A 22,086-nucleotide genomic window follows, 5' to 3' on the forward strand; every position below is an offset into this window, starting at 1 on the left:
CCAGGCGGCCGGCCGGTTGATCCGTTTGGCGCCCTACCTTAAGGGATCAGGCGCATTCAGGTCGAGATTAAATTTCGTCGGTTCAACGATATTGCAGGAAGACGTTCTCACGCCCGAACTGGTCACGCAGCGCCTGAATCAAGCCATCGGCCGGGTCGATCGACCACTGGTCGCCGAACTGCAGCATCGCCTTGGCGTCGCTGCCGGTGTATTCGAGGGTGATCGGGCAACCACCGCGATGGCGGGTGATCAGCTCGCCCAGCCAGTTCAGGCGGTCGCCCTTGAGGGCATCGTGGGTGATCTTCAGGCGCAGGCTCTCGGCCAGCTTGGTACGGGCATCTTCCATGGTCATCACCTGCTTGACGCGCAGGCGCAGGCCACCGGAGAAGTCGTCATTGCTGACCTCACCCTCAACCACGACCATGGCATCGTTCTGCAACAACGCCTGAGCCCCCATGAAGGCATCGGCGAACAGCGACGCTTCGATGCGCCCGGAGCGGTCATCGAGGGTGACAAAGCCCATCTTGTCGCCCTTCTTGTTCTTCATCACCCGCATCGCAATGATCATGCCGGCGATAGTCTGCGTCTCGCGGGAGGGTTTCAGATCGATGATGCGCTGGCGGGCGAAACGACGGATTTCCCCTTCATATTCATCGATCGGGTGGCCGGTGAGATATACGCCAAGGGTATCCTTTTCGCCCTTCAGACGCTCCTTGAGCGTCAGTTCACGCACCTTGCGGTGGTTGGCGTAGACATCGGAGTCCTCCTCGACGAACAGCCCGCCGAACAGGTCGACGTGACCGCTGTCTGCAGTGCGCGCGGTCTGCTCAGCGGCCTTGATCGCTTCTTCGAGGGCAGACAGCAAGGTCGCGCGATTAATGTCGATACTGGCGTGGTAGGCCTTGATCTCATCATGAAAGTGCGGGCCCAGCCGGTCCAGTGCGCCACTGCGGATCAGCGCATCAAGTGTGCGTTTGTTCACCCGCTTGAGGTCGACCCGCTCACAGAAGTCGAAAAGATCCTTGAATGGGCCACCCTGGTCGCGTGCCTCGACAATGGCCTCCACCGGGCCTTCACCCACGCCTTTGATGGCGCCTAGGCCATAGATGATGCGGCCGTCGTCATTGACCGTGAACTTGAACTCCGAGGCATTCACGTCGGGCGCATCGAGGCGCAGCTTCATGCTGCGCACTTCTTCGATCAGCACCACCACCTTGTCGGTGTTGTGCATGTCCGCCGAGAGGACCGCGGCCATGAACGGCGCCGGATAATGAGTCTTGAGCCAGGCGGTCTGGTAAGACACCAGACCGTAGGCCGCCGAGTGGGACTTGTTGAAGCCGTAACCGGCAAACTTTTCCACCAGGTCGAAGATGTTGCCGGCGAGGTCTGCATCAATGTTGTTGGCGACGCAACCCTCGATGAAACCGCCGCGCTGCTTGGCCATTTCCTCAGGCTTTTTCTTACCCATGGCGCGACGCAGCATGTCGGCGCCGCCGAGGGTGTACCCCGCCATGACCTGTGCAATCTGCATCACCTGCTCCTGATACAGGATGATGCCGTAGGTCGGCGCAAGAACAGGCTTGAGGCCTTCGTACTGGTAGTCCGAGTGCGGGTAGGCAAGTTCGGCGCGGCCGTGCTTGCGGTTGATGAAGTCGTCCACCATGCCCGATTGCAGGGGGCCTGGGCGGAACAATGCCACCAGTGCGATAAGGTCTTCCAGGCAGTCGGGCTTGAGCTTTTTGATCAGCTCCTTCATGCCGCGCGATTCGAGCTGGAATACCGCCGTGGTTTCGGCCTTCTGCAGCAACTCGTAGGTCTTGCGATCGTCCAGCGGGATGAAGTCGATGTTGACGTCGGGCAGGTTGTTCTTGGCCTGCTCGCGGTTGATCGTCTCCATCGCCCACTTGATGATGGTCAGGGTCCGCAGGCCAAGGAAGTCGAACTTGACCAGGCCGGCGGCCTCGACATCGTCCTTGTCGAACTGGGTCACCAGGCCGCCGCCCTCTTCATCACAGGCGATCGGCGAGAAATCGGTGAGCTTGGTCGGGGCGATTACCACACCACCGGCGTGCTTGCCGGTACCACGGGTGACACCTTCTAGCTTGAGCGCCATGTCCCAGATTTCGCGGGCGTCTTCGTCGCCCTTGAGGAAGTCGCGCAGGATCTCTTCCTGCTCATACGCCTTCTCCAGGGTCATGCCCACTTCGAACGGGATCATCTTCGACAAACGATCAGCCAGGCCGTAGGACTTGCCCTGCACCCGCGCCACGTCGCGTACCACCGCCTTGGCGGCCATGGTACCGAAGGTGATGATCTGGCTGACCGCATTGCGCCCGTAGGCGTCGGCCACGTAGTCGATCACCCGGTCGCGGCCATCCATGCAGAAGTCGACGTCGAAGTCGGGCATGGAAACACGTTCAGGGTTGAGGAAACGTTCGAACAGCAGGTCGTAGGCCAGAGGATCGAGGTCGGTGATCTTAAGTACGTAGGCCACCAGCGAGCCGGCACCCGAACCACGGCCCGGGCCTACCGGCACGCCGTTGTTCTTGGCCCACTTGATGAAGTCCATAACGATCAGGAAGTAACCCGGGAAACCCATCTGGATGATGATGTCCAGCTCGAACTTCAAGCGGTCCAGGTAGACCTGGCGCTTCTCTTCGTAATTGGGCGTGGTCTCCTTGGGCCAGAGCACCGCCAGGCGCTCCTCCAGGCCTTCGTGCGAGACATGGCGCAAGTAATCGTCGATGCCCATGCCATTGGGCGTCGGGAAATCGGGCAGGAAGTACTTGCCCAGCTGCACCTGGATGTTGCAGCGTTTGGCGATTTCGACGGTGTTGGCAATGGCGTCGGGCAGATCGCTGAACAGCTCGGCCATTTCATCCGCGCTTTTGAGGTACTGCTGGTCGCTGTACATGCGCGGGCGACGTGGGTCGTCCAGGGTCCAGCCTTCACCGATGCACACGCGGCTTTCGTGGGCGTCGAAGTCCGACTGCTTGATAAAACGCACATCATTGGTGGCCACCAGCGGCGCGCCGACCTTGTCGGCCAGCGCCACGGCAGCGTGCACGTATTCTTCATCACCGACACGATTGGTACGCTGCACCTCGACGTAAAAACGCTCGGGGAACATGCCCATCCAGTCGTGCAGCAGCGCCTCGGCCTCAGTCGTCCGGCCGGCCATCAGGGCCATGCCGATATCGCCCTCTTTGCCTGCGGACAGGGCAATCAGACCTTCGCTAGCCGGGGCGATCCACTCACGCTGCAGAATGACCAGACCATTGCGTTGGCCGTCAGTCCAGCCCCGGGAGATCAGCTCGGTAAGGTTACGGTAACCCTTGGGGTTCATCGCCAGGAAGCAGATGCGCGACAGCGGCGCTTCAGGGTCGGCACCGGCCAGCCACAGGTCAGCACCGCAGATCGGCTTGATACCCGCCCCCATGGCGGCCTTGTAGAACTTCACCAACGCGCACATGTTGCTCTGGTCGGTGATCGCCACCGCAGGCATGTTCATCCCGGCCAGCGCCTTGGCCAGCGGTTTGATCCGCACCAGACCGTCGACCAGCGAGAATTCGGAGTGGACGCGCAGGTGAACGAAGGGAACCGACATGGAAGATCCTGTAGCAGTGCTGAACGACAAGGGCGGGATTGTAGCGTAAAAGCGAGGGGGTTTTGGGGCCGCAAGGCGACCCCGACATGCTAGATCAGAGAATCGGTAATGCCTTCGCGGGCTTCCCAGGCGGCACGTACCGGCGCAAAGGAGCGCCGATGAATGGGCGTGGGCCCGAGCCGGGCCAAAGCTTCAAGGTGTACCGGTGTCGGATACCCCTTGTGCCCGCCCATCCCATAACCCGGGTAGATCAGCTCGAATGCGCTCATCTCGCGATCACGGGTCACTTTGGCCAGGATCGACGCTGCAGCGATGGCTGGCACCTGACTATCCCCCTTGATAACCGGAGCAGCCGGCACCGACAGTTTGGGGCAGCGGTTACCGTCGATCAGTGCAAGCTTGGGTGTGACACTCAAGCCCTCCACTGCACGCTGCATGGCCAGCATGGTGGCCTGAAGAATGTTCAGCCGATCGATTTCCTCGACCTCGGCGCGCGCGATGCAAAAGCTCAGGGCTTTGGCACAGATCTCGTCGAACAGCGCTTCGCGCTTGGCTTCGGTGAGTTTCTTCGAGTCGTTGAGGCCGAGGATAGGCCGCGCCGGGTCAAGAATCACCGCCGCTGTCACGACCGCCCCGCACAGCGGGCCTCGCCCGACTTCGTCGACACCGGCAACCAGGTCCTCGACCAGGTTGAAATCCAGTCCTATCTGCATGTCAGCGGTCCTTGAGCAAAGCCAGCACCGCGTCGGCTGCCTGGTTGGAGGCGTCGCGGCGCAGGGTACGGTGAATCTCATCGAAGCGTTCGGTCTGCTGCCTGCCATCGGCCACCAGGGGGGCAAGGGTTTGCGCCAGGGCTTCGCTGGTGGCGGCATCCTGCAGCAACTCTGGCACCAACTCGCGCTGGGCGAGCAAGTTGGGCAACGACACGTAGGGGCTTTTCACCAGACGCTTGAGAATCCAGTAGGTCAGTGGCGCGAGGCGATAGGCAACGACCATGGGGCGCTTGTACAGCATGGCCTCCAGGGTGGCGGTACCCGACGCGATCAGCACCGCATCACAGGCAGCCAGCGCCTGATGCGACTGGCCATCAAGCAGCGTCAGAGGCAATTCACGACCTTCAAGCATCTGTTCGAGCTGTGCCCGCCGCGCTCCATTGGCGCATGGCAATACAAAGTGCACACCGGGTATCAGTTCGACCAAGCGCTGCGCCGCATCCAGGAACAACGCACCCAGGCGCCCGACTTCCCCGCCACGGCTGCCAGGCATCAGGGCAACCACCGGCCCTGCATCAAGCCCCAGCGCCATGCGCGCAGCCTGCCGATCCGCAGCCAACGGTATGGTATCGGCCAACGGATGGCCGACGAACCTTACCGGCACACCCTGCTCTTCATAGAAGCGTGCTTCGAATGGCAGCAGCGTCAGCATCAGATCGCAGCCTTCACGAATCTTTAGTACCCGCTTCTGCCGCCATGCCCAGACTGACGGGCTGACGTAATGCACGGTCTTGATACCGGCTTGGCGCAGCTTCAATTCGATATTGAGGGTGAAGTCAGGTGCGTCGATGCCAATGAACACATCGGGCTTCTCGGCGATCAAGGTCTGGATCAGTGCCTTGCGCCGCTTGAGCAGCTCGCGCAGGCGCCCAAGGACTTCGACCAGGCCCATTACCGCCAGACGTTCCATCGGGAAATACGACTGCATGCCCTCGGCTTCCATCAGTGGGCCGCCGACGCCGATGAAACGCACCTGTGGATGACGCGCCTTCAAGGCGCGCATCAGACCGGAACCGAGAATATCGCCGCTGGCCTCACCCGCGACCAGGGCTACGCAAAGTTGCGCCATGTCAGCGGGTAATGCCGCGAGCAGAATTCACGATCGACTGACGGAACAAGTCGACCTCTGGATGTTTGCCTGCCAACTCATCCAGCTCTTTGACCGCTTCTTCAACGGTCAGGCCCTGGCGGTAGACGATCTTGTAGGAACGACGCAGGGCATGGATAACCTCGTCGCTGAAACCGCGACGGCGCATGCCTTCGAAGTTCATGCTGCGGGCTTCGGCGGGGCTGCCAAATACCGTGACGAATGCCGGAACATCCTTGCCGATCGCCGTGCCCATGCCGGAGAAGGCATGCGCGCCGATGTGGCAGTACTGGTGCACCAGGGTGAAACCGGACAGGATCGCCCAGTCACCCACATGCACATGCCCGGCCAGCGCAGTGTTGTTCACCAGGATGCAATGGTTACCGATGACACTGTCATGGCCGATGTGGGCGTAGGCCATGATCAGGTTGTGGTCACCCAGCGTGGTTTCAGCGCGATCCTGAACCGTGCCACGGTGAATGGTCACACCCTCGCGAATCACGTTGTGGTCACCGATCACCAGCCGCGTTGGTTCACCTTTGTACTTCAGGTCCGGGGTGTCTTCGCCGATCGAGGAAAACTGGTAGATGCGATTGTGCTTGCCGATCCGGGTTGGGCCCTTGAGCACCACGTGAGGACCAATGACGGTACCCTCCCCGATTTCAACATCAGGACCAACGATCGACCACGGGCCCACCTCGACGCCATCGGCCAGTTTGGCCGACGGATCGATGATCGCCCGCGGATCAATCGAATTCATAGCTCGCGTTCCGCACAGGTGATCTCAGCCGAGCACACTGGCTTACCATCGACCAGTGCCCGGCACTCGAACTTCCAGATGGTCTTCTTACGGCCGATGAACTTGGCCTCCAGCACCAGCTGGTCGCCGGGCAGGACGGGCTGACGGAAACGCAGCTTGTCGGAACCTACGAAGTAATAGAGCGTGCCGTCGGCCGGCTTGGCATCGAGCATCTTGAAACCGAGAATGCCTGCAGCCTGTGCCATGGCCTCGATGATCAGCACGCCTGGCATCACCGGGTGTTCCGGGAAATGCCCGTTGAAGAACGGCTCGTTGATGCTGACATTCTTGTAGGCACGAATGCTCTGGGCCTCGAAGTCCAGATCCGTTACACGATCCACCAACAGGAAAGGGTAACGGTGAGGCAGGTATTCGCGAATCTCGTTGATGTCCATCATTTCGGGGGGAAGCCTGTAATAAGAATAGGGAGCGCAGGTGCTGACCACACGCTCCTTTTGCAATCCAAAGAGGAGCCAGCTAGCGACTGTTCACTCTTGCTCAGGAAATGGTATCAGCCTTCTGATGTCGGCTGGCCACCTGAGGTCACGGTATCGACACGTTTTTCCAGCTGCTGGAGACGTTTGGACATGTCATCCAGCTGGCGGATACGCGCAGCGCTCTTGCGCCAGTCAGCCAGTGGCTGCATGGCAGTGCCGGAAGAATACGCACCCGGTTCGGTGATCGAACGGGTGACCATGGTCATCCCGGAAACGAATACGTTGTCGCAGACATCAATGTGCCCCACCATGCCGACGCCACCGGCAATGGTGCAGTGTTTGCCAATGCGCGTGCTGCCGGAAATCCCGACGCAGGCAGCCATGGCCGTGTGCTCACCGATCTGCACGTTGTGAGCGATCTGGATCTGGTTGTCGAGCTTGACGCCGTCGGCGATCCGCGTGTCGGACAACGCGCCCCGGTCGACAGCGGTGTTCACACCGATTTCGACGTCATCACCTATGGTGACACCGCCGATCTGGGCGATCTTGCGCCATACGCCCTTCTCGTTGGCAAAGCCGAAGCCCTCACCACCGATCACCGCGCCAGACTGGATGACCACGCGCTTGCCTATGGTCACGTCGTGATACAGCGTGACCCGCGGTGCCAGCCAGCCACCCTCACCAACCACACAACGGGCGCCGATCACGCAATGCGCACCGATGCTGACGTTGGCGCCAATGCGTGCGCCACTCTCGATGACCACGAACGGCCCAATGCTGGCACTGGCATCCACCTGCGCATCCTCGGCAACCACGGCGCTGGGATGAATTCCCGCTACAGCCTTGGGCTTGGGATCGAACAGGTGGGAAATGCGCGCGTAGGCCAGGTACGGGTCCGCCACGATCAGCGCATTGCCGGCAAAGCCTTCGGCATCTGCAGCCTGCAGCAGCACCGCTGCTGCCTGGCAGTTATCCAGGTATTTGCGGTACTGCTTGTTGGCGAGAAAGCTCAACTGACCGGGGCCGGCCTCCTGCAAGGTGGCCAGACCGGTGATCTGCAGCGCCTCGGAGCCTTTGAGAGTGGCCCCGAGGGCCTCGGCCAACTGGCCGAGCGTCATGGTCACGGTCATATCAACGGGCTTGGTTCATGCGCTCGATGACTTGGCGGGTGATGTCGTACTGAGGCTTGACATCAATGACCGCGCCACGCTCGAGGACCAGGTCGTAACCGCCTTTCTTGATCACTTCCTCGACAGCGCCGTCGAGCTTGGGCTTGAGCTGCTTGAGCATGTCGCGGTCAGCAACCGCCTTGGCTTCATTCAGTTCCTTGGACTGGAACTGGAAGTCACGGGCCTTTTGCTTGAATTCAAGCTCCAGGCGCTCACGCTCCGGCTGGGCCATCTTGTCGCCGCCTTTGATCAAGCGGTCCTGAATGCCTTTGGCGCTGCTTTCCAGGGTCTTGAGCTTGGTCAGCTGCGGGCCGAACTTCTTCTCGGCATCCACCGCGTATTTCTTGGCGGCATCAGATTCGAGCAACGCCATCTGATAGTTCAGCACGGCAACCTTCATTTCGGCGAAAGCCGGGGTGGCGACCAGCGCCGCGGCCAGTAAGGCCAGTTGAGTCAACTTACGCACGATGCACTCCTGGATAAACCGTTGTCGTTAAGCAAGGGCCGACCTTAGAAGGTCTGGCCCAGAGAGAATTGGAACACCTGGGTATCGGCATCGTCCGGCTTCTTGACCGGCATTGCCAGGCTGAAGCTCAACGGGCCCAGCGCGGTGATCCAGGTCACACCCAGGCCCACGGAGCTGGCCATGTCCGAGAAACCGACCTTGGCGCAGTCAGGCTTGGAACCGCAATTGGTGTCGAACACGTTACCCACATCCCAGAACACGGAGGTGCGCAGCGAACGCTGGTCCTTCACGAACGGCAGCGGGAACAACAGCTCTACGCCACCTTGCACCAGGACGTTGCCACCGAACGGCAGTGGGTCTTGGTCCGGGTCCAACTCAGTGCCGGGCCTGTTAGCTGCACCTGTGCTGGGCGTACTACGTGGGCCCAGGCTGCTGTCCTTGAAGCCGCGAACGGAGTTGAAGCCACCCGCATAGTAGTTCTCGTAGAACGGCAGGCCCGAAGTACCACCGTAACCATCACCATAGCCCAGTTCGGTATGCAGACGCAGGGTGTACTCGTTGTTGATCGGCTTGAACAGCTGGCCGCGGTAATCAAGCTTGTAGAACGACAGATCGCTACCCGGAATCGTCGATTCCAGGGTCAGGCTCTGGGAGTGACCACGGGTTGCCAGCACGCCCTTGTTCAAGGTCGACTCGGACCAACCGATCGACGCCTTGAAGTTCAGGAAGTTATCACCCTCTTGATCGAGGAAGTCGAAGATCTCGTCAACGGTATAACGACCGGTCTTGATTTTGTCCTGCTGCACGCTGAGGCCGTAAGTCAGACGCGAGGTTTCACTGATCGGGTAGCCAAGGCTGACGCCTGCACCCAGGCTGTCGACCGCATAGCTGGCCACGTCAACGTCAAGGTCGTCGTAGTCGGTGCTGCGGTAGAACGCGTTGTAACCCAGGCTGACGCCGTCGGCAGTGAAGTAGGGGTCAACGAAACCGAAGTTGTAGCGGGTCTGGTATTCCGAACGGGTCAGACCGATGGAAACCTTGTTACCGGTACCGAGGAAGTTGGTCTGGCTGATCGAACCGCCCAGGATCAGGCCGGCGCTCTGGGCGAAGCCCACGCTGGCGGTGATCGAGCCGGATGCCTGCTCTTCGACACTGTAGTTGACGTCGACCTGGTCGTCGGTGCCCGGCACTGGCGGGGTCTCGACGTTGACTTCCTTGAAGAAGCCGAGGCGCTCCAGGCGGGTCTTGGACTGGTCGATCAGGTAGGTCGAAGCCCAGCCGCCTTCCATCTGGCGCATTTCGCGGCGCAGCACTTCGTCTTCGGTCTTGGTGTTGCCGCGGTAGTTGATGCGGTTGACGTAGGCACGCTTGCCCGGGTCGACCACGAACATGATGTCGACGGTGTGGTCTTCGTCATTGGGCTGTGGCACGCCGTTGACGTTGGCGAAGGTATAACCTTCGTTACCCAAACGGCGGGTGATCAGCTCGGAAGTGGTGGTCATCACCTTGCGCGAGAACACCTGGCCCGGCTGCACCAGCAGCAGCGACTTGACCTGGTCTTCCGGCACCTTCAGGTCACCCGACAGCTTCACGTCACGAACGGTGTACTTTTCGCCTTCGTTGACGTTGACGGTGATGTAGACGTGCTTCTTGTCCGGGGTGATCGACACCTGGGTGGAAGCGATGTCCATGTTGATGTAGCCGCGGTCCAGGTAGTAGGAACGCAGGCGCTCCAGGTCACCGGAGAGTTTCTCGCGGGCGTACTTGTCGTCATTCTTGAAGAACGACAGCCAGTTGGTGGTCTTGAGCTCGAACAGCTGCGCCAGCTCTTCATCGTCGAACACGGTGTTGCCGACGACGTTGATGTGCTGGATGGCAGCGACGGTGCCTTCGTTGATCTTGATCTTCAGGGCAACCCGGTTGCGCGGTTGCGGCACCACCTCGGCATCGACCTCGGCCGAGTAGCGGCCCTGGGCCACGTACTGGCGCTGCAGTTCGTTACGCACGCCTTCGAGGGTGGCACGCTGGAAGATCTCGCCTTCGGCCAGGCCCGACTGTTTCAGGCCCTTCATCAGGTCTTCGGTGCTGATCGCCTTGTTGCCTTCGATCTCGATGCTCGACACCGACGGGCGCTCGACCACGTTGATGATCAGGACATCGCCGTCGCGGTTCAGCTGGATATCCTGGAAGAAGCCGGTCTTGAACAGCGAGCGGGTCGACTCCACCAGGCGCCGATCATCGGCCTGATCGCCCACGTTCAGGGGCAAGGCACCGAAAACGCTGCCGGCGGATACCCGCTGCAGGCCGTTGACACGAATATCGGAGATGGTGAAGGACTCGGCGTGAACTTCAGCGATCATCAATGCGGAGAGGACCGCAGTTAGCAGCAGACGTTTCATGAAGTCCTTTTATTCCAACTGGCAATAAACAACCTGCCGCAAATGGCGGCAGGTTTGCAATGCGAAGCTTTTATAGTCGACCCAGATCGTTGATCAGGGCGAGCAACATCACCCCTATGACCAAACTGATACCGATCTGGACCCCCCAACCTTGAACCCGATCCGACAATGGACGACCGCGCGCCCACTCGACCAGGTAAAACAGCAAATGCCCCCCATCCAACACTGGAATGGGCAGCAGGTTAAGAACCCCCAGGCTAATGCTCAGGTAGGCAAGGAAATTCAGGAAATCCCCCACGCCGGACTGGGCTGAAGCGCCCGCCACTTTAGCAATGGTTATCGGTCCGCTCAAGTTTTTTACCGAGAGCTCACCGAACAGCATTTTCTTCAGGGATTCGAGGGTCAGAACGCTCATGTTCCACGTCCGGGAAAGGCCCTCGCCTACCGCGTCCAGCGGACCATAGCTGACCTCACGAAGCATGCCGGCAGGCCACTCGCCGCTTTTCACCCCGGCCCCCAGGTAACCACCGGCAGCCTCGCCCTCACCTTTTCGAGCCAGTGTTACCGGTACATCCAGCGCCGTACCGTCGCGCTCGATACGCACCACGACCCTGGCTTCAGGGCGGGCGCGCACGCTATCGACAACCTGCTGCCAGTCACTCAAGGCCAACCCATCGATACTCAACAGCCTGTCACCGGTTTTCAGACCGGCAGCCGCCGCTGGCCCTTTGGGATCGATCTCGGCCAGCACGGGCGCCACTACCGGGCGCCATGGCCGCAGCCCAAGCGACTGAATCGGATCAGGCTCGTCTGCACCTTTGAGCCAGCTGTCGAGCTTGACCTGCAACTGACGTTCAGCGCTTGAGCCCTCATCGCGCACGCCAACCTGCAATGTTCCGCTTTCGCCCAGGCGACGAACCAATTGCAGATTGACGGCCGACCAGCCACTGGTCGCCTTGCCATCGATGGAAACAATTTCCTGGCCGGCAACCAGGCCAGCCGATGCTGCCAGGCTGCCAGGCTCTACCGCACCGATGACCGGACGGATCTGTTGGGTACCGAGCATCGCCAGCAACCAGAAGAAAACGATGGCCAGCAGGAAGTTGGCTATCGGACCGGCGGCGACGATGGCGATGCGCTGGCGAACCGATTTGCGATTGAAGGACTGGTCGGCCAGCGCTAGCGGTACTTCGCCTTCACGCTCGTCGAGCATCTTGACGTAACCACCCAAAGGAATAGCCGCCACCACGAACTCGGTACCGTGGCGGTCATGCCAGCGCAACAGCCCGGGGCCGAAGCCCACGGAAAAGCGCAGCACCTTGACACCGCAACGCCGGGCCACCCAGAAGTGACCGAATTCGTGGAAAGTGACCAGTACACCCAAGGCCACCAGGGTGCCGATAATCATGTACAGCGCAGTCATGTCTTTCTCCGAATGACGTTCAGCGGAACGACTTCTCGCACATCTTCTGGGCCGGGCAGCATCAGCGGCCGTGGCGCCTCAACCACTCGCGGGACAACTCTCGGGCGCGCTGATCGGCAGCAAATACCGCATCCAGCGAAGGCACAGGCACCACGGGTTCCTGAGCCAGTACCTGTTCGATCATACCCGCGATCTCCGGGAAGCGGATACGCCGCTCAAGAAATGCCTCGACCGCAACTTCGTTGGCCGCATTGAGTACCGCTGGCGCGCTGTTGCCCGCCTCGGCCGCCTGCCGTGCCAGGCGCAGGCAGGGAAAGCGCAGTTCGTCGGGGGCCTGGAAATCCAGGCGAGCAATCGCGAACAGATCCAGCGGGGCCACACCGGAATCGATCCGCTCCGGCCAGGCAAGGGCGTTGGCAATGGGTGTGCGCATATCCGGGTTACCCAACTGGGCCAGCACCGAACCGTCAACGTAGTCCACCAGGGAATGGATAACGCTCTGCGGGTGCACCACCACTTCGACCTTGTCCGGCGCCGCATCGAACAACCAGCAAGCCTCGATCAGTTCCAGGCCCTTGTTCATCATGCTCGCCGAGTCTACCGAGATCTTGCGCCCCATGGACCAGTTCGGGTGGGCACAAGCCTGCTCCGGCGTGACATCGGCCAAGTCAGCCTGAGGCGTCTCGCGAAACGGCCCGCCCGAGGCAGTCAGCAGAATGCGACGGACACCCACCTGGCTCAGACCACGGTCATAGTCACCCGGCAGGCACTGGAAGATGGCATTGTGCTCGCTGTCGATCGGCAGCAGCACCGCACCACTGCGGCGCACAGCCTCCATGAACAGCGCGCCGGACATCACCAGCGCCTCCTTGTTGGCCAGCAGCACCTTCTTGCCCGCCTCGACGGCGGCCAGTGTCGGGCGCAAGCCAGCAGCGCCGACAATGGCAGCCATCACCGCATCCACTTCAGGGGCGGCCGCAACCTCACACAGACCCGCCTCCCCTTCAAGCACCTCGGTGGCGCAGCCCGCAGCCGCCAGGCCCTCACGCAAGCGCACGGCGGCTTCGCCGTTGGGCACCACGGCATAGGCAGGGCAATGCAGCACGCACAGGGCCAGCAGCTGATCGATGCGCGTATAGCCGCTCAATGCATATACCTGGTAGCGCTCGGGATGGCGGGCGATCACATCCAAGGTACTGAGGCCGATGGAGCCGGTGGCGCCCAGGACTGTAATGCGCTGTACCGCTGTCACATCACACCCCATTCGGCAGCCCACAGCAATACCGCGAAAACCGGGATGGCCGCGGTCAGGCTGTCGATGCGGTCGAGCACCCCGCCATGGCCGGGCAGCAGGTTGCTACTGTCCTTGATACCGGAGCGGCGCTTGAACATGCTCTCGGTCAGGTCACCAATCACCGATGACATGACCACCAGCGCAGCCCCCACGAGCCCCAGCAGAATCTGGCCGACGCCCCAATCGCGAGTGATGCCGACCGCAAGCGTAATCACCAGGCTGACCGCCAGGCCGCCATAGACACCTTCCCAGCTTTTACCCGGGCTGACTTGCGGAGCCAGCTTGCGCTTGCCGAAAGCACGGCCCGAGAAGTACGCGCCGATATCGGCCGCCCACACCAGCACCATCACAGAGAGGATAAGCCAATTACCCAGCGGCCAATGCTTGAGCAGCACCAGCCCTTGCCAGGCAGGTAGCAGGATCAGCAGACCGATCAGCAGACGGCAGGCAGCACTGACCCACAGCTCACTGCTGCGCGGATAGGTCAGCACCAACCAGGTAGCCATGCCCCACCAGATGACCGACGCACCAAGCACCCACGGCGCCAGGTCCGGCATCAGGTAGAGCAGCATCAGCGCACCGGCGACGACAGCGGCATAGGCAATGCGCAGCGGCTGAGCCATCAGCCCGGCCAGGCGCGCCCACTCCCAGGCCGCCAAGGTCACCACGAAGCCGATGAACAGAGCGAAATCCCCGCCGTTGAGCAGGAAGAAACCACCCAGCGCGACCGGCAGCAGGATCAGCGCGGTAATGATGCGTTGTTTAAGCATTAAGCACGAGCTCCAGCCTCGACCTGCTCGCTGGTCTTACCGAAGCGGCGCTGGCGCGAAGCGAAATCGGCCAGGGCATTGCGCATGGCCTCGTGTTTGAAGTCCGGCCAGTACAGGTCGGAGAAATAGAGTTCGGCGTAAGCCAGCTGCCACAGCAGGAAGTTACTGATGCGGTGCTCGCCACCGGTGCGGATGCACAGGTCCGGCAACGGCAATTCGCCTGTCGCCAGGCAGGCCTGCAAAAGCCCGGGAGTAATGTCATCCGGACGCAGGTGGCCGGCCTGAACCTCACGGGCCAGCCGCTGCGCGGCCTGGGCAATATCCCACTGGCCACCATAGTTGGCGGCGATCTGCAGGATGAAGCGATTACTGCCGGCGGTCTGCGCCTCGGCCTCGCGCATGGCGGCCTGCAGCTCTGGATGGAAACGCGAACGATCGCCAATGATGCGCAGGCTGATATTGTTCTCGTTCAGGCGTTTGGCCTCACGGCGCAGCGCCGAGAAGAACAGCTCCATCAACGCCCCCACTTCTTCGGCAGGGCGCTGCCAGTTCTCACTGGAGAAGGCGAACAGGGTGAGCACCTCGACGCCGGACTTGGCGCAGACCTCGATAACCGCACGTACGGCATCGACGCCGGCCTTGTGCCCGGCTACGCCGGGCAACAGGCGCTTCTTCGCCCAGCGATTATTGCCATCCATGATGATCGCGACGTGTCGCGGCACCGAAGACGGTGCCGCCAGCTTGGTCTTTTCCATTAAAAAACCTCGGCCTTAGACGGCCAACAGGTCCTTTTCCTTGGCTTTGAACGCAGCGTCGATTTCGGCGACGAACTTGTCGGTCAGCTTCTGGATCTCGTCAGCAGCACGACGCTCTTCGTCTTCACTGATTTCCTTGTCCTTGGTGAGCTTCTTCAGGTCGGCCAGGGCATCACGACGCACGTTGCGCACGGCAACCTTGGCATCTTCGGCAACGGCGCTGGCCTGCTTGGTGTAACCCTTGCGGGTTTCCTCGGTCAGGGCCGGCATCGGTACACGGATGGTGGTGCCGGCGCTGGACGGGTTAAGGCCCAGATCGGAAGTCAGGATGGCCTTCTCGATGGCAGCGCTGAGGTTCTTGTCGTGGGCGACGATCTTCAGGGTGCGCGCATCTTCAACAGAGACTGCAGCGACCTGGTTCAGCGGCATTTCGCTGCCCCACGCCGGAACCTTGACGCTGTCCAGGATGCTTGGGTGGGCGCGACCGGTGCGGATTGACGCCAGGTTGCGGCCCAAAGCCTCGATGGACTTGCCCATGCGATCCTGAGCGTCTTTCTTGATGTCGTTGATCATTTTTGAACTTCCTCGATCAGAGTTCCTTCCGCGCCGCCATGCACGATGTTGAGCAAGGCGCCGGGTTTGTTCATGTTGAAGACGCGCAGCGGCATCTTGTGGTCGCGGCAAAGGCAGATTGCCGTGAGGTCCATTACACCCAGCTTGCGATCCAGCACTTCATCGTAGGTCAGATGATCGAACTTCTCGGCATGCGGGTCCTTGAATGGATCTGCAGTGTATACACCATCGACCTTGGTTGCCTTCAATACCACGTCGGCATCGATTTCGATGGCACGCAGGCAGGCGGCGGAGTCGGTGGTGAAGAACGGGTTGCCAGTACCGGCAGCGAAGATTACGACTTCTTTGGCGTTCAGGTGGCGCATGGCTTTGCGACGGTCGTAGTGATCGGTCACACCCACCATGGAAATGGCCGACATGACGATGGCGGTAATGTTCGCCCGCTCCAGCGCATCGCGCATGGCCAGGCCATTCATTACGGTCGCCAGCATGCCCATGTGGTCGCCGGTAACACGGTCCATGCCGGCTGCACTGAGCGCCGCGCCACGGAACAGGTTGCCACCGCCGATCACCAGACCGACCTGGACACCGATGCCGACCAGCTGGCCAACTTCCAGGGCCATGCGATCCAGGACCTTGGGGTCGATCCCGAACTCTTCCGAGCCCATCAGGGCCTCGCCGCTAAGTTTGAGTAGAATGCGTTTATAGCGAGCCTGATAACCACTGCCCTGCTGAGCCATTGCGAATCTCTCCTGCGGCGTTTGTAAAATTCTGGCGGGCTGCTTGAGCCTGCGTGTAACTCTAACGTGACGCAGCGACTGCGTCAGCGAGCACGGCCTTGAAAACCGCTCCCGCTTTGACAAAGAGGCTGCGCGCGTGAGCGGGCAGCCTCTTTGGGGCGACAGACGAGTCTGTCTTACTGCTTGGCGGCAGCTACCTGAGCGGCAACTTCAGCAGCGAAGTCGTCGACCGGCTTCTCGATGCCTTCGCCTACTTTGAAGTAGGTGAAGGAAACGATTTCAGCACCGGCCTTCTTGGCCAGCTCGCCGACTTTGACTTCCGGGTTCATGACGAAGGCTTGCTCTTTCAGCGAGGCTTCGGCCTTGAACTTGGTGATACGGCCGTTGATCATGTTTTCAACGATGTTTCCCGGCTTGCCGGCGATCTTGTCGGCGTTCAGCTGCAGGAAGACGTTCTTCTCGCGCTCGATGGCCTCGGCGGAGATTTCCGACGCATCCAGGAACTCTGGGTTCGAAGCTGCAACGTGCATGGCAATGTTCTTGGCCAGCTCGACGTCGCCGCCCTTGAGGACGACAACAGCACCGATCTTGTTACCGTGCAGGTAAGCACCGACAACGTCACCCTCAACGCGCACCAGGCGACGGATGTTGACGTTCTCGCCGCACTTGGCGACCAGGGCTTCACGAGCAGCTTCGCGCGAGGCGATCAGCGGAGCGGCATCGGTCAGCTTCTGGGCGAAAGCTTCTTCGAGGCTTTCAGCGACGAAGTTCTTGAAGTCGTCTTGCAGAGCCAGGAAGTCGGTCTGCGAGTTGACTTCCAGCAGGACGGCGGATTTACCGTCGGTCTTGACGGCGATCGCGCCTTCGGCAGCGACGTTGCCAGCCTTTTTGGCGGCCTTGATGGCGCCCGAGGCACGCATGTCGTCAATGGCTTTTTCGATGTCGCCGCCGGCCTTTTCCAGGGCCTTTTTGCAATCCATCATGCCTTCGCCGGTACGCTCGCGCAGTTCTTTGACCAGCGCTGCAGTAATTGCTGCCATTTCAAAATCCTCTTGGAAAGTTTTTCAACCATTCCACCCGCTCATCACGGGCGTTCAATTCTGCAAATCCGCTGTTTCAACCTCAGCCGGCCCATAATGCGGGGCGCTTGCTGACAGCAGGATTTCAAGGTGGCAAAAAGGGGGCGAAGCCCCCTTTTTGCGTGCCAAGCAGACGCTAGCGTCTATTACTCGGCAGCAGGTGCAGCCGCTTCTTCAGCGTAGACTTCGGTGCCGCCAGCAACGTTGTTGCGGCCGCGGATGACGGCGTCAGCCATCGAAGTCATGTACAGCTCGATAGCGCGAATGGCGTCATCGTTACCTGGGATGATGTAGTCAACACCTTCTGGGCTGCTGTTGGTATCGACAACGCCGATAACCGGGATGCCCAGCTTGTTGGCTTCGGTGATGGCAATGCGCTCGTGGTCAACGTCGATCACGAACAGGGCATCAGGCAGGCCGCCCATGTCCTTGATACCACCCAGGCTGCGGTCCAGCTTTTCCAGATCGCGCGAACGCATCAGGGCTTCTTTCTTGGTCAGCTTGGCAAAAGTGCCGTCTTCGGCCTGGGTTTCCAGGTCGCGCAGACGCTTGATCGAAGCGCGGATGGTTTTGTAGTTGGTCAGCATGCCGCCCAACCAGCGGTGGTCAACGTATGGCGAACCGCAACGAGCAGCTTGCTCGGCGACGATCTTGCCGGCGGAACGCTTGGTGCCGACGAACATGATCTTATTCTTGCCCTGGGCCAGGCGTTCTACGAACGACAGAGCGTCGTTGAACATTGGCAGGGTTTTTTCCAGGTTGATGATGTGGATCTTGTTACGCGCGCCGAAAATGTACTTGCCCATTTTCGGGTTCCAGTAACGGGTCTGGTGGCCGAAGTGCACACCGGCCTTCAGCATATCGCGCATGTTGACTTGGGACATGATAGTTCCTTGATAAGTCGGGTTGGGCCTCCACGTATCCCAATGACCAACCCACGCACCTGAACAAGAACTTCGAGAATGCGGGGCACCCAGGTCATCGTGTCGACACGTGTGTGGGTTTGAGCAGACGGGGTCGTCCCCGAAAGCGGCGCATGTTATACCACAGACCGCCAACGAACGGAACCCGCAGAAGCGAACTGCGAATCCAGCCTCAAGCTTGATGCTGGGTTCGCAGCCGCCCTCTGATAGAATAAGGGCCTTTTCCGTTTGTTCGCGCCGCCTGCGGCGCCGTAGAGAGCCTGTAATGACCGTTACCATCAAGACCGCAGAAGACATCGAGAAGATGCGCATCGCCGGCCGCCTGGCCGCCGAAGTGCTGGAAATGATCGAAGAACACGTCAAGCCCGGTGTCACCACCGAAGAGCTCGACCGCCTGTGCCACGACTACATCGTCAACGTGCAGCAGGCCATTCCGGCACCGCTCAACTACAAGGGCTACCCCAAGTCGATCTGCACCTCGATCAACCACGTGGTGTGCCACGGCATCCCCAACGACAAGCCGCTCAAGGACGGGGACACGCTGAACATCGATGTCACCGTGATCAAGGACGGCTACCACGGCGACACCAGCCGCATGTTCCACGTCGGTACCGTGCCGGTATGGGCAGAGCGCCTGTCCAAAGTCACCCAGGAGTGCATGTACAAGGCCATCGAGCTGGTCAAGCCTGGCTGCCGCCTGGGCGATATCGGTGAAGTGATCCAGAAGCACGCCGAAAAGAACGGCTTTTCGGTGGTGCGTGAATTCTGCGGCCACGGCATCGGCAAGGTGTTCCACGAAGAACCGCAGATCCTCCACTACGGCCGTGCCGGCACCGGCATGGAGCTCAAAGAGGGCATGACCTTCACCATCGAACCGATGATCAACCAGGGCAAGGCCGACACCAAGGTGCTGGGCGACGGCTGGACCGCCATCACCAAGGACCGCAAGCTCTCGGCGCAGTGGGAGCACACCCTGGTGGTGACCGCCACCGGCTACGAGATCTTCACCCTGCGCAAGGACGACACCATCCCGCGCACTTCGGCCTGAGTTCACGCCAAAGCCTCTACGACAGGAACGCGATGCATGCCCCAGGTGGATCCCGAGCTGTTCGACCGCGGCCAGTTCCAGGCGGAACTGGCCCTCAAGGCGAGCCCCATCGCCGCTTTCAAGAAGGCCATCCGCCAGGCCGGCGAGGTGCTCGACAGGCGTTTCCGTGACGGCCGCGACATCCGTCGGCTGATCGAGGACCGCGCCTGGCTAGTCGACAACATCCTGCAACAGGCCTGGAAACAGTTCGACTGGGGCGACGCTGACGGCATAGCCCTGGTAGCGGTCGGGGGCTATGGGCGCGGTGAACTGCACCCGCACTCGGACATCGACCTGCTGATCCTGCTGCGCGACGCCGAACACGAGCAGTACCGCGACGCCATCGAGCGCTTCCTGACACTGCTGTGGGACATTGGCCTTGAAGTGGGCCAGAGCGTGCGTACCGTCGACGAGTGCGCCGAACAGGCCCGCGCCGACCTTACGGTCATCACCAACATGATGGAAAGCCGCACCATCGCCGGCCGCGAAGCCCTGCGCCAGCGCATGCTCGAAGTCACCAGCACCGCGCACATGTGGCCGAGCAAGGAGTTCTTCCTGGCCAAGCGCGCAGAGCTCAAGGCCCGCCACCACAAGTACAACGACACCGAGTACAACCTCGAGCCCAATGTAAAAGGCTCGCCCGGTGGCCTTCGCGACATCCAGACAGTCCTTTGGGTAGCCCGTCGCCAGTACGGCACCCTGAACCTGCACGCCCTCGCTGGCGAAGGCTTCCTGCTGGAAAGCGAAAACGAACTGCTGGCCTCCTCCCAGGACTTTTTGTGGAAGGTGCGCTACGCCCTGCACATGCTCGCCGGCCGCGCCGAAGATCGCCTGCTGTTCGACCACCAGCGCAGCATCGCCGCACTGCTGGGCTACAGCGACGAAAACCCCAAACGCGCCATCGAACAGTTCATGCAGCAGTACTACCGGGTGGTGATGAGCATCAGCCAGTTGTGCGACCTGATCATCCAGCACTTCGAGGAAGTCATCCTAGCCGACGATGACAGTGGTACCACCCAGCCGCTGAATGCGCGCTTCCGGCTGCACGACGGCTATATCGAGGCCGTCAACGCGAACGTTTTCAAGCGCACGCCGTTCGCCATGCTGGAGATCTTCGTGCTGATGGCGCAGCACCCGGAAATCAAGGGCGTGCGCGCGGACACCGTGCGCCTGCTGCGCGAGCACCGGCACCTGATCGACGACACCTTCCGCAACGATATTCGCAACACCAGCCTGTTCATCGAGCTGTTCAAGTGCGAAATCGGCATCCATCGCAACCTGCGGCGGATGAACCGTTACGGCATCCTCGGCCGCTACCTGCCAGAGTTCGGCCTGATCGTCGGGCAGATGCAGCACGACCTGTTCCACATTTATACGGTCGATGCGCACACCCTCAACCTCATCAAGCACCTGCGCAAGCTGCAGTACACGCCGGTGTCCGAAAAATTCCCGCTGGCCAGCAAGCTTATGGGCCGCCTGCCCAAGCCTGAGCTCATCTACCTGGCCGGGCTGTACCACGACATCGGCAAAGGCCGTCAGGGCGACCACTCCGAGCTGGGCGCTGTGGACGCGAAGAAGTTCTGCGAGCGCCATCAATTGCCCGCCTGGGACAGCCGCCTGATCGTCTGGCTGGTGCAAAACCACCTGGTGATGTCCACCACCGCCCAGCGCAAGGACCTGTCCGACCCGCAGGTGATCAACGACTTCGCCCTGCATGTCGGCGACGAGACGCGCCTGGACTACCTCTACGTGCTGACCGTGGCCGACATCAACGCCACCAATCCCAGCCTGTGGAACTCCTGGCGAGCCAGCCTGCTGCGCCAGCTGTACAGCGAGACCAAACGCGCCTTGCGTCGCGGCCTGGAAAACCCGCTGGACCGCGAGGAGCAGATCCGCCAGACACAGAGTGCTGCGCTGGATATCCTCGTACGCGAGGGCACCGACCCGGACGACGTCGAGCAACTCTGGTCGCAACTGGGTGACGACTACTTCCTCAAGCACAACGCCGCCGATGTGGCCTGGCACAGTGACGCGATCCTGCAGCAGCCCGCCGACGGCGGGCCGCTGGTACTGATCAAGGAAACCACACAGCGGGAGTTCGAGGGCGGCACGCAGATCTTCATCTACGCCCCCGACCAGCACGATTTCTTCGCTGTGACCGTGGCGGCCATGTCGCAGCTCAACCTGAACATCCATGACGCGCGCATCATCACCTCGAGCAGCCAGTTCACACTCGACACCTACATCGTGCTCGACAATGACGGCGGCTCCATCGGCGACAACCCGCAACGGGTCAAGCAGATCCGCGACGGCCTGACCGAGGCGCTGCGCAACCCCGAGGACTACCCGACCATCATCCAGCGACGGGTACCCCGCCAACTCAAGCATTTCAACTTCCCGCCGCAGGTGACCATCCTCAACGATGCACAGCGGGCGGTAACCATCCTTGAGATCACCGCGCCGGACCGCCCCGGGCTGCTGGCGCGGATCGGGCGGATCTTCCTGGAGTTCGACCTGTCACTGCAGAACGCCAAGATCGCCACCCTCGGCGAACGCGTGGAAGACGTATTCTTCATTACCGATGCCGACAACCAGCCGCTGTCCGACCCGCAGCTGTGCAGCCGCCTGCAGGAAGCGATCGTGCAGCAACTGCAGGCCGGCCAGGCTAGCGATGCCAGCCCGACTCGCGTGACCTTTTAACGATT

At 61.0% G+C, this 22,086-nt stretch carries 18 protein-coding genes; 2 read left to right on the forward strand and 16 right to left on the reverse strand.

Annotated elements, in window-relative coordinates:
* Positions 1-82: 82 nt before the first annotated feature.
* The 16 genes from dnaE to rpsB form a co-directional block, all read right to left on the reverse strand.
* The gene (dnaE, locus tag JET17_RS20700; protein ID WP_012315887.1) at positions 83-3,607 is read right to left on the reverse strand and encodes a DNA polymerase III subunit alpha; all 3,525 of its coding nucleotides are present in this window, start codon (positions 3,605-3,607) and stop codon (positions 83-85) included.
* Positions 3,608-3,696: 89 nt separating this feature from the next.
* Positions 3,697-4,320: a ribonuclease HII gene (gene rnhB / locus JET17_RS20705; protein ID WP_012315888.1), complete on the reverse strand. Its 624-nt coding sequence runs from the start codon at positions 4,318-4,320 to the stop codon at positions 3,697-3,699.
* Position 4,321: 1 nt separating this feature from the next.
* Positions 4,322-5,449, reverse strand: coding sequence for a lipid-A-disaccharide synthase (gene lpxB, locus JET17_RS20710; RefSeq protein ID WP_012315889.1), 1,128 nt, complete (start codon positions 5,447-5,449; stop codon positions 4,322-4,324).
* A 1-nt stretch (position 5,450) separates the two neighbouring features.
* Entirely contained in the window at positions 5,451-6,227 is a 777-nt protein-coding gene (gene lpxA, locus JET17_RS20715; RefSeq protein WP_012315890.1) for an acyl-ACP--UDP-N-acetylglucosamine O-acyltransferase, read from the reverse strand.
* Positions 6,224-6,664 carry a 3-hydroxyacyl-ACP dehydratase FabZ gene (fabZ, locus tag JET17_RS20720; protein WP_012315891.1) on the reverse strand — a complete coding sequence of 147 codons (441 nt, stop codon included), beginning with the start codon at positions 6,662-6,664 and terminating at the stop codon, positions 6,224-6,226. The genes lpxA and fabZ overlap by 4 nt, the downstream gene beginning before the upstream one ends.
* Positions 6,665-6,777: 113 nt before the next feature.
* The gene (gene lpxD / locus JET17_RS20725) at positions 6,778-7,833 is read right to left on the reverse strand and encodes a UDP-3-O-(3-hydroxymyristoyl)glucosamine N-acyltransferase (protein WP_012315892.1); all 1,056 of its coding nucleotides are present in this window, start codon (positions 7,831-7,833) and stop codon (positions 6,778-6,780) included.
* Between the two features lies 1 nt (position 7,834).
* Positions 7,835-8,338, reverse strand: coding sequence for an OmpH family outer membrane protein (locus JET17_RS20730; protein WP_012315893.1), 504 nt, complete (start codon positions 8,336-8,338; stop codon positions 7,835-7,837).
* A gap of 44 nt (positions 8,339-8,382) precedes the next feature.
* The gene (bamA, locus tag JET17_RS20735) at positions 8,383-10,737 is read right to left on the reverse strand and encodes an outer membrane protein assembly factor BamA (RefSeq protein ID WP_012315894.1); all 2,355 of its coding nucleotides are present in this window, start codon (positions 10,735-10,737) and stop codon (positions 8,383-8,385) included.
* 70 nt (positions 10,738-10,807) lie between these two features.
* The gene (rseP, locus tag JET17_RS20740) at positions 10,808-12,160 is read right to left on the reverse strand and encodes an RIP metalloprotease RseP (RefSeq protein ID WP_012315895.1); all 1,353 of its coding nucleotides are present in this window, start codon (positions 12,158-12,160) and stop codon (positions 10,808-10,810) included.
* A 61-nt stretch (positions 12,161-12,221) separates the two neighbouring features.
* Positions 12,222-13,412, reverse strand: coding sequence for a 1-deoxy-D-xylulose-5-phosphate reductoisomerase (gene ispC / locus JET17_RS20745; protein ID WP_012315896.1), 1,191 nt, complete (start codon positions 13,410-13,412; stop codon positions 12,222-12,224).
* The gene (locus tag JET17_RS20750) at positions 13,409-14,224 is read right to left on the reverse strand and encodes a phosphatidate cytidylyltransferase (RefSeq protein WP_012315897.1); all 816 of its coding nucleotides are present in this window, start codon (positions 14,222-14,224) and stop codon (positions 13,409-13,411) included. Before JET17_RS20750 ends, ispC begins: the two co-directional genes overlap by 4 nt.
* The gene (gene uppS / locus JET17_RS20755) at positions 14,224-14,979 is read right to left on the reverse strand and encodes a polyprenyl diphosphate synthase (protein WP_012315898.1); all 756 of its coding nucleotides are present in this window, start codon (positions 14,977-14,979) and stop codon (positions 14,224-14,226) included. The genes JET17_RS20750 and uppS overlap by 1 nt, the downstream gene beginning before the upstream one ends.
* Before the next feature lie 15 nt (positions 14,980-14,994).
* Positions 14,995-15,552 carry a ribosome recycling factor gene (frr, locus tag JET17_RS20760; RefSeq protein WP_008094910.1) on the reverse strand — a complete coding sequence of 186 codons (558 nt, stop codon included), beginning with the start codon at positions 15,550-15,552 and terminating at the stop codon, positions 14,995-14,997.
* On the reverse strand, positions 15,549-16,292 hold the full coding sequence (gene pyrH / locus JET17_RS20765; RefSeq protein WP_008094912.1) for a UMP kinase: 744 nt from the start codon (positions 16,290-16,292) through the stop codon (positions 15,549-15,551). Before pyrH ends, frr begins: the two co-directional genes overlap by 4 nt.
* A 176-nt stretch (positions 16,293-16,468) precedes the next feature.
* Positions 16,469-17,332: a translation elongation factor Ts gene (tsf, locus tag JET17_RS20770; RefSeq protein ID WP_012315899.1), complete on the reverse strand. Its 864-nt coding sequence runs from the start codon at positions 17,330-17,332 to the stop codon at positions 16,469-16,471.
* A 185-nt stretch (positions 17,333-17,517) separates the two neighbouring features.
* A complete protein-coding gene (rpsB, locus tag JET17_RS20775; RefSeq protein ID WP_012315900.1) occupies positions 17,518-18,255 on the reverse strand; it encodes a 30S ribosomal protein S2 in 738 nt (245 codons plus the stop codon).
* Positions 18,256-18,559: 304 nt separating this feature from the next.
* On the opposite strand from rpsB, the gene map reads away from it, so the two are divergent.
* Positions 18,560-19,342: a type I methionyl aminopeptidase gene (gene map, locus JET17_RS20780; RefSeq protein WP_004375406.1), complete on the forward strand. Its 783-nt coding sequence runs from the start codon at positions 18,560-18,562 to the stop codon at positions 19,340-19,342.
* Positions 19,343-19,378: 36 nt separating this feature from the next.
* On the forward strand, positions 19,379-22,081 hold the full coding sequence (locus tag JET17_RS20785) for a [protein-PII] uridylyltransferase (protein ID WP_012315901.1): 2,703 nt from the start codon (positions 19,379-19,381) through the stop codon (positions 22,079-22,081).
* The last annotated feature ends 5 nt before the right edge of the window (positions 22,082-22,086 follow it).

Source organism: Pseudomonas putida (assembly GCF_016406145.1).
GTDB lineage: Bacteria > Pseudomonadota > Gammaproteobacteria > Pseudomonadales > Pseudomonadaceae > Aquipseudomonas > Aquipseudomonas putida_E.

What these genes read in the sequence shown, in the direction of transcription:
- dnaE (WP_012315887.1), bottom strand. Translation starts at nt 3,607, where the DNA reads ATGTCGGTTCCCTTCGTTCACCTGCGCGTCCACTCCGAATTCTCGCTG.
- rnhB (WP_012315888.1), bottom strand. Translation starts at nt 4,320, where the DNA reads ATGCAGATAGGACTGGATTTCAACCTGGTCGAGGACCTGGTTGCCGGT.
- lpxB (WP_012315889.1), bottom strand. Translation starts at nt 5,449, where the DNA reads ATGGCGCAACTTTGCGTAGCCCTGGTCGCGGGTGAGGCCAGCGGCGAT.
- lpxA (WP_012315890.1), bottom strand. Translation starts at nt 6,227, where the DNA reads ATGAATTCGATTGATCCGCGGGCGATCATCGATCCGTCGGCCAAACTG.
- fabZ (WP_012315891.1), bottom strand. Translation starts at nt 6,664, where the DNA reads ATGATGGACATCAACGAGATTCGCGAATACCTGCCTCACCGTTACCCT.
- lpxD (WP_012315892.1), bottom strand. Translation starts at nt 7,833, where the DNA reads ATGACCGTGACCATGACGCTCGGCCAGTTGGCCGAGGCCCTCGGGGCC.
- bamA (WP_012315894.1), bottom strand. Translation starts at nt 10,737, where the DNA reads ATGAAACGTCTGCTGCTAACTGCGGTCCTCTCCGCATTGATGATCGCT.
- rseP (WP_012315895.1), bottom strand. Translation starts at nt 12,160, where the DNA reads ATGACTGCGCTGTACATGATTATCGGCACCCTGGTGGCCTTGGGTGTA.
- JET17_RS20750 (WP_012315897.1), bottom strand. Translation starts at nt 14,224, where the DNA reads ATGCTTAAACAACGCATCATTACCGCGCTGATCCTGCTGCCGGTCGCG.
- uppS (WP_012315898.1), bottom strand. Translation starts at nt 14,979, where the DNA reads ATGGAAAAGACCAAGCTGGCGGCACCGTCTTCGGTGCCGCGACACGTC.
- frr (WP_008094910.1), bottom strand. Translation starts at nt 15,552, where the DNA reads ATGATCAACGACATCAAGAAAGACGCTCAGGATCGCATGGGCAAGTCC.
- pyrH (WP_008094912.1), bottom strand. Translation starts at nt 16,292, where the DNA reads ATGGCTCAGCAGGGCAGTGGTTATCAGGCTCGCTATAAACGCATTCTA.
- tsf (WP_012315899.1), bottom strand. Translation starts at nt 17,332, where the DNA reads ATGGCAGCAATTACTGCAGCGCTGGTCAAAGAACTGCGCGAGCGTACC.
- rpsB (WP_012315900.1), bottom strand. Translation starts at nt 18,255, where the DNA reads ATGTCCCAAGTCAACATGCGCGATATGCTGAAGGCCGGTGTGCACTTC.
- map (WP_004375406.1), top strand. Translation starts at nt 18,560, where the DNA reads ATGACCGTTACCATCAAGACCGCAGAAGACATCGAGAAGATGCGCATC.
- JET17_RS20785 (WP_012315901.1), top strand. Translation starts at nt 19,379, where the DNA reads ATGCCCCAGGTGGATCCCGAGCTGTTCGACCGCGGCCAGTTCCAGGCG.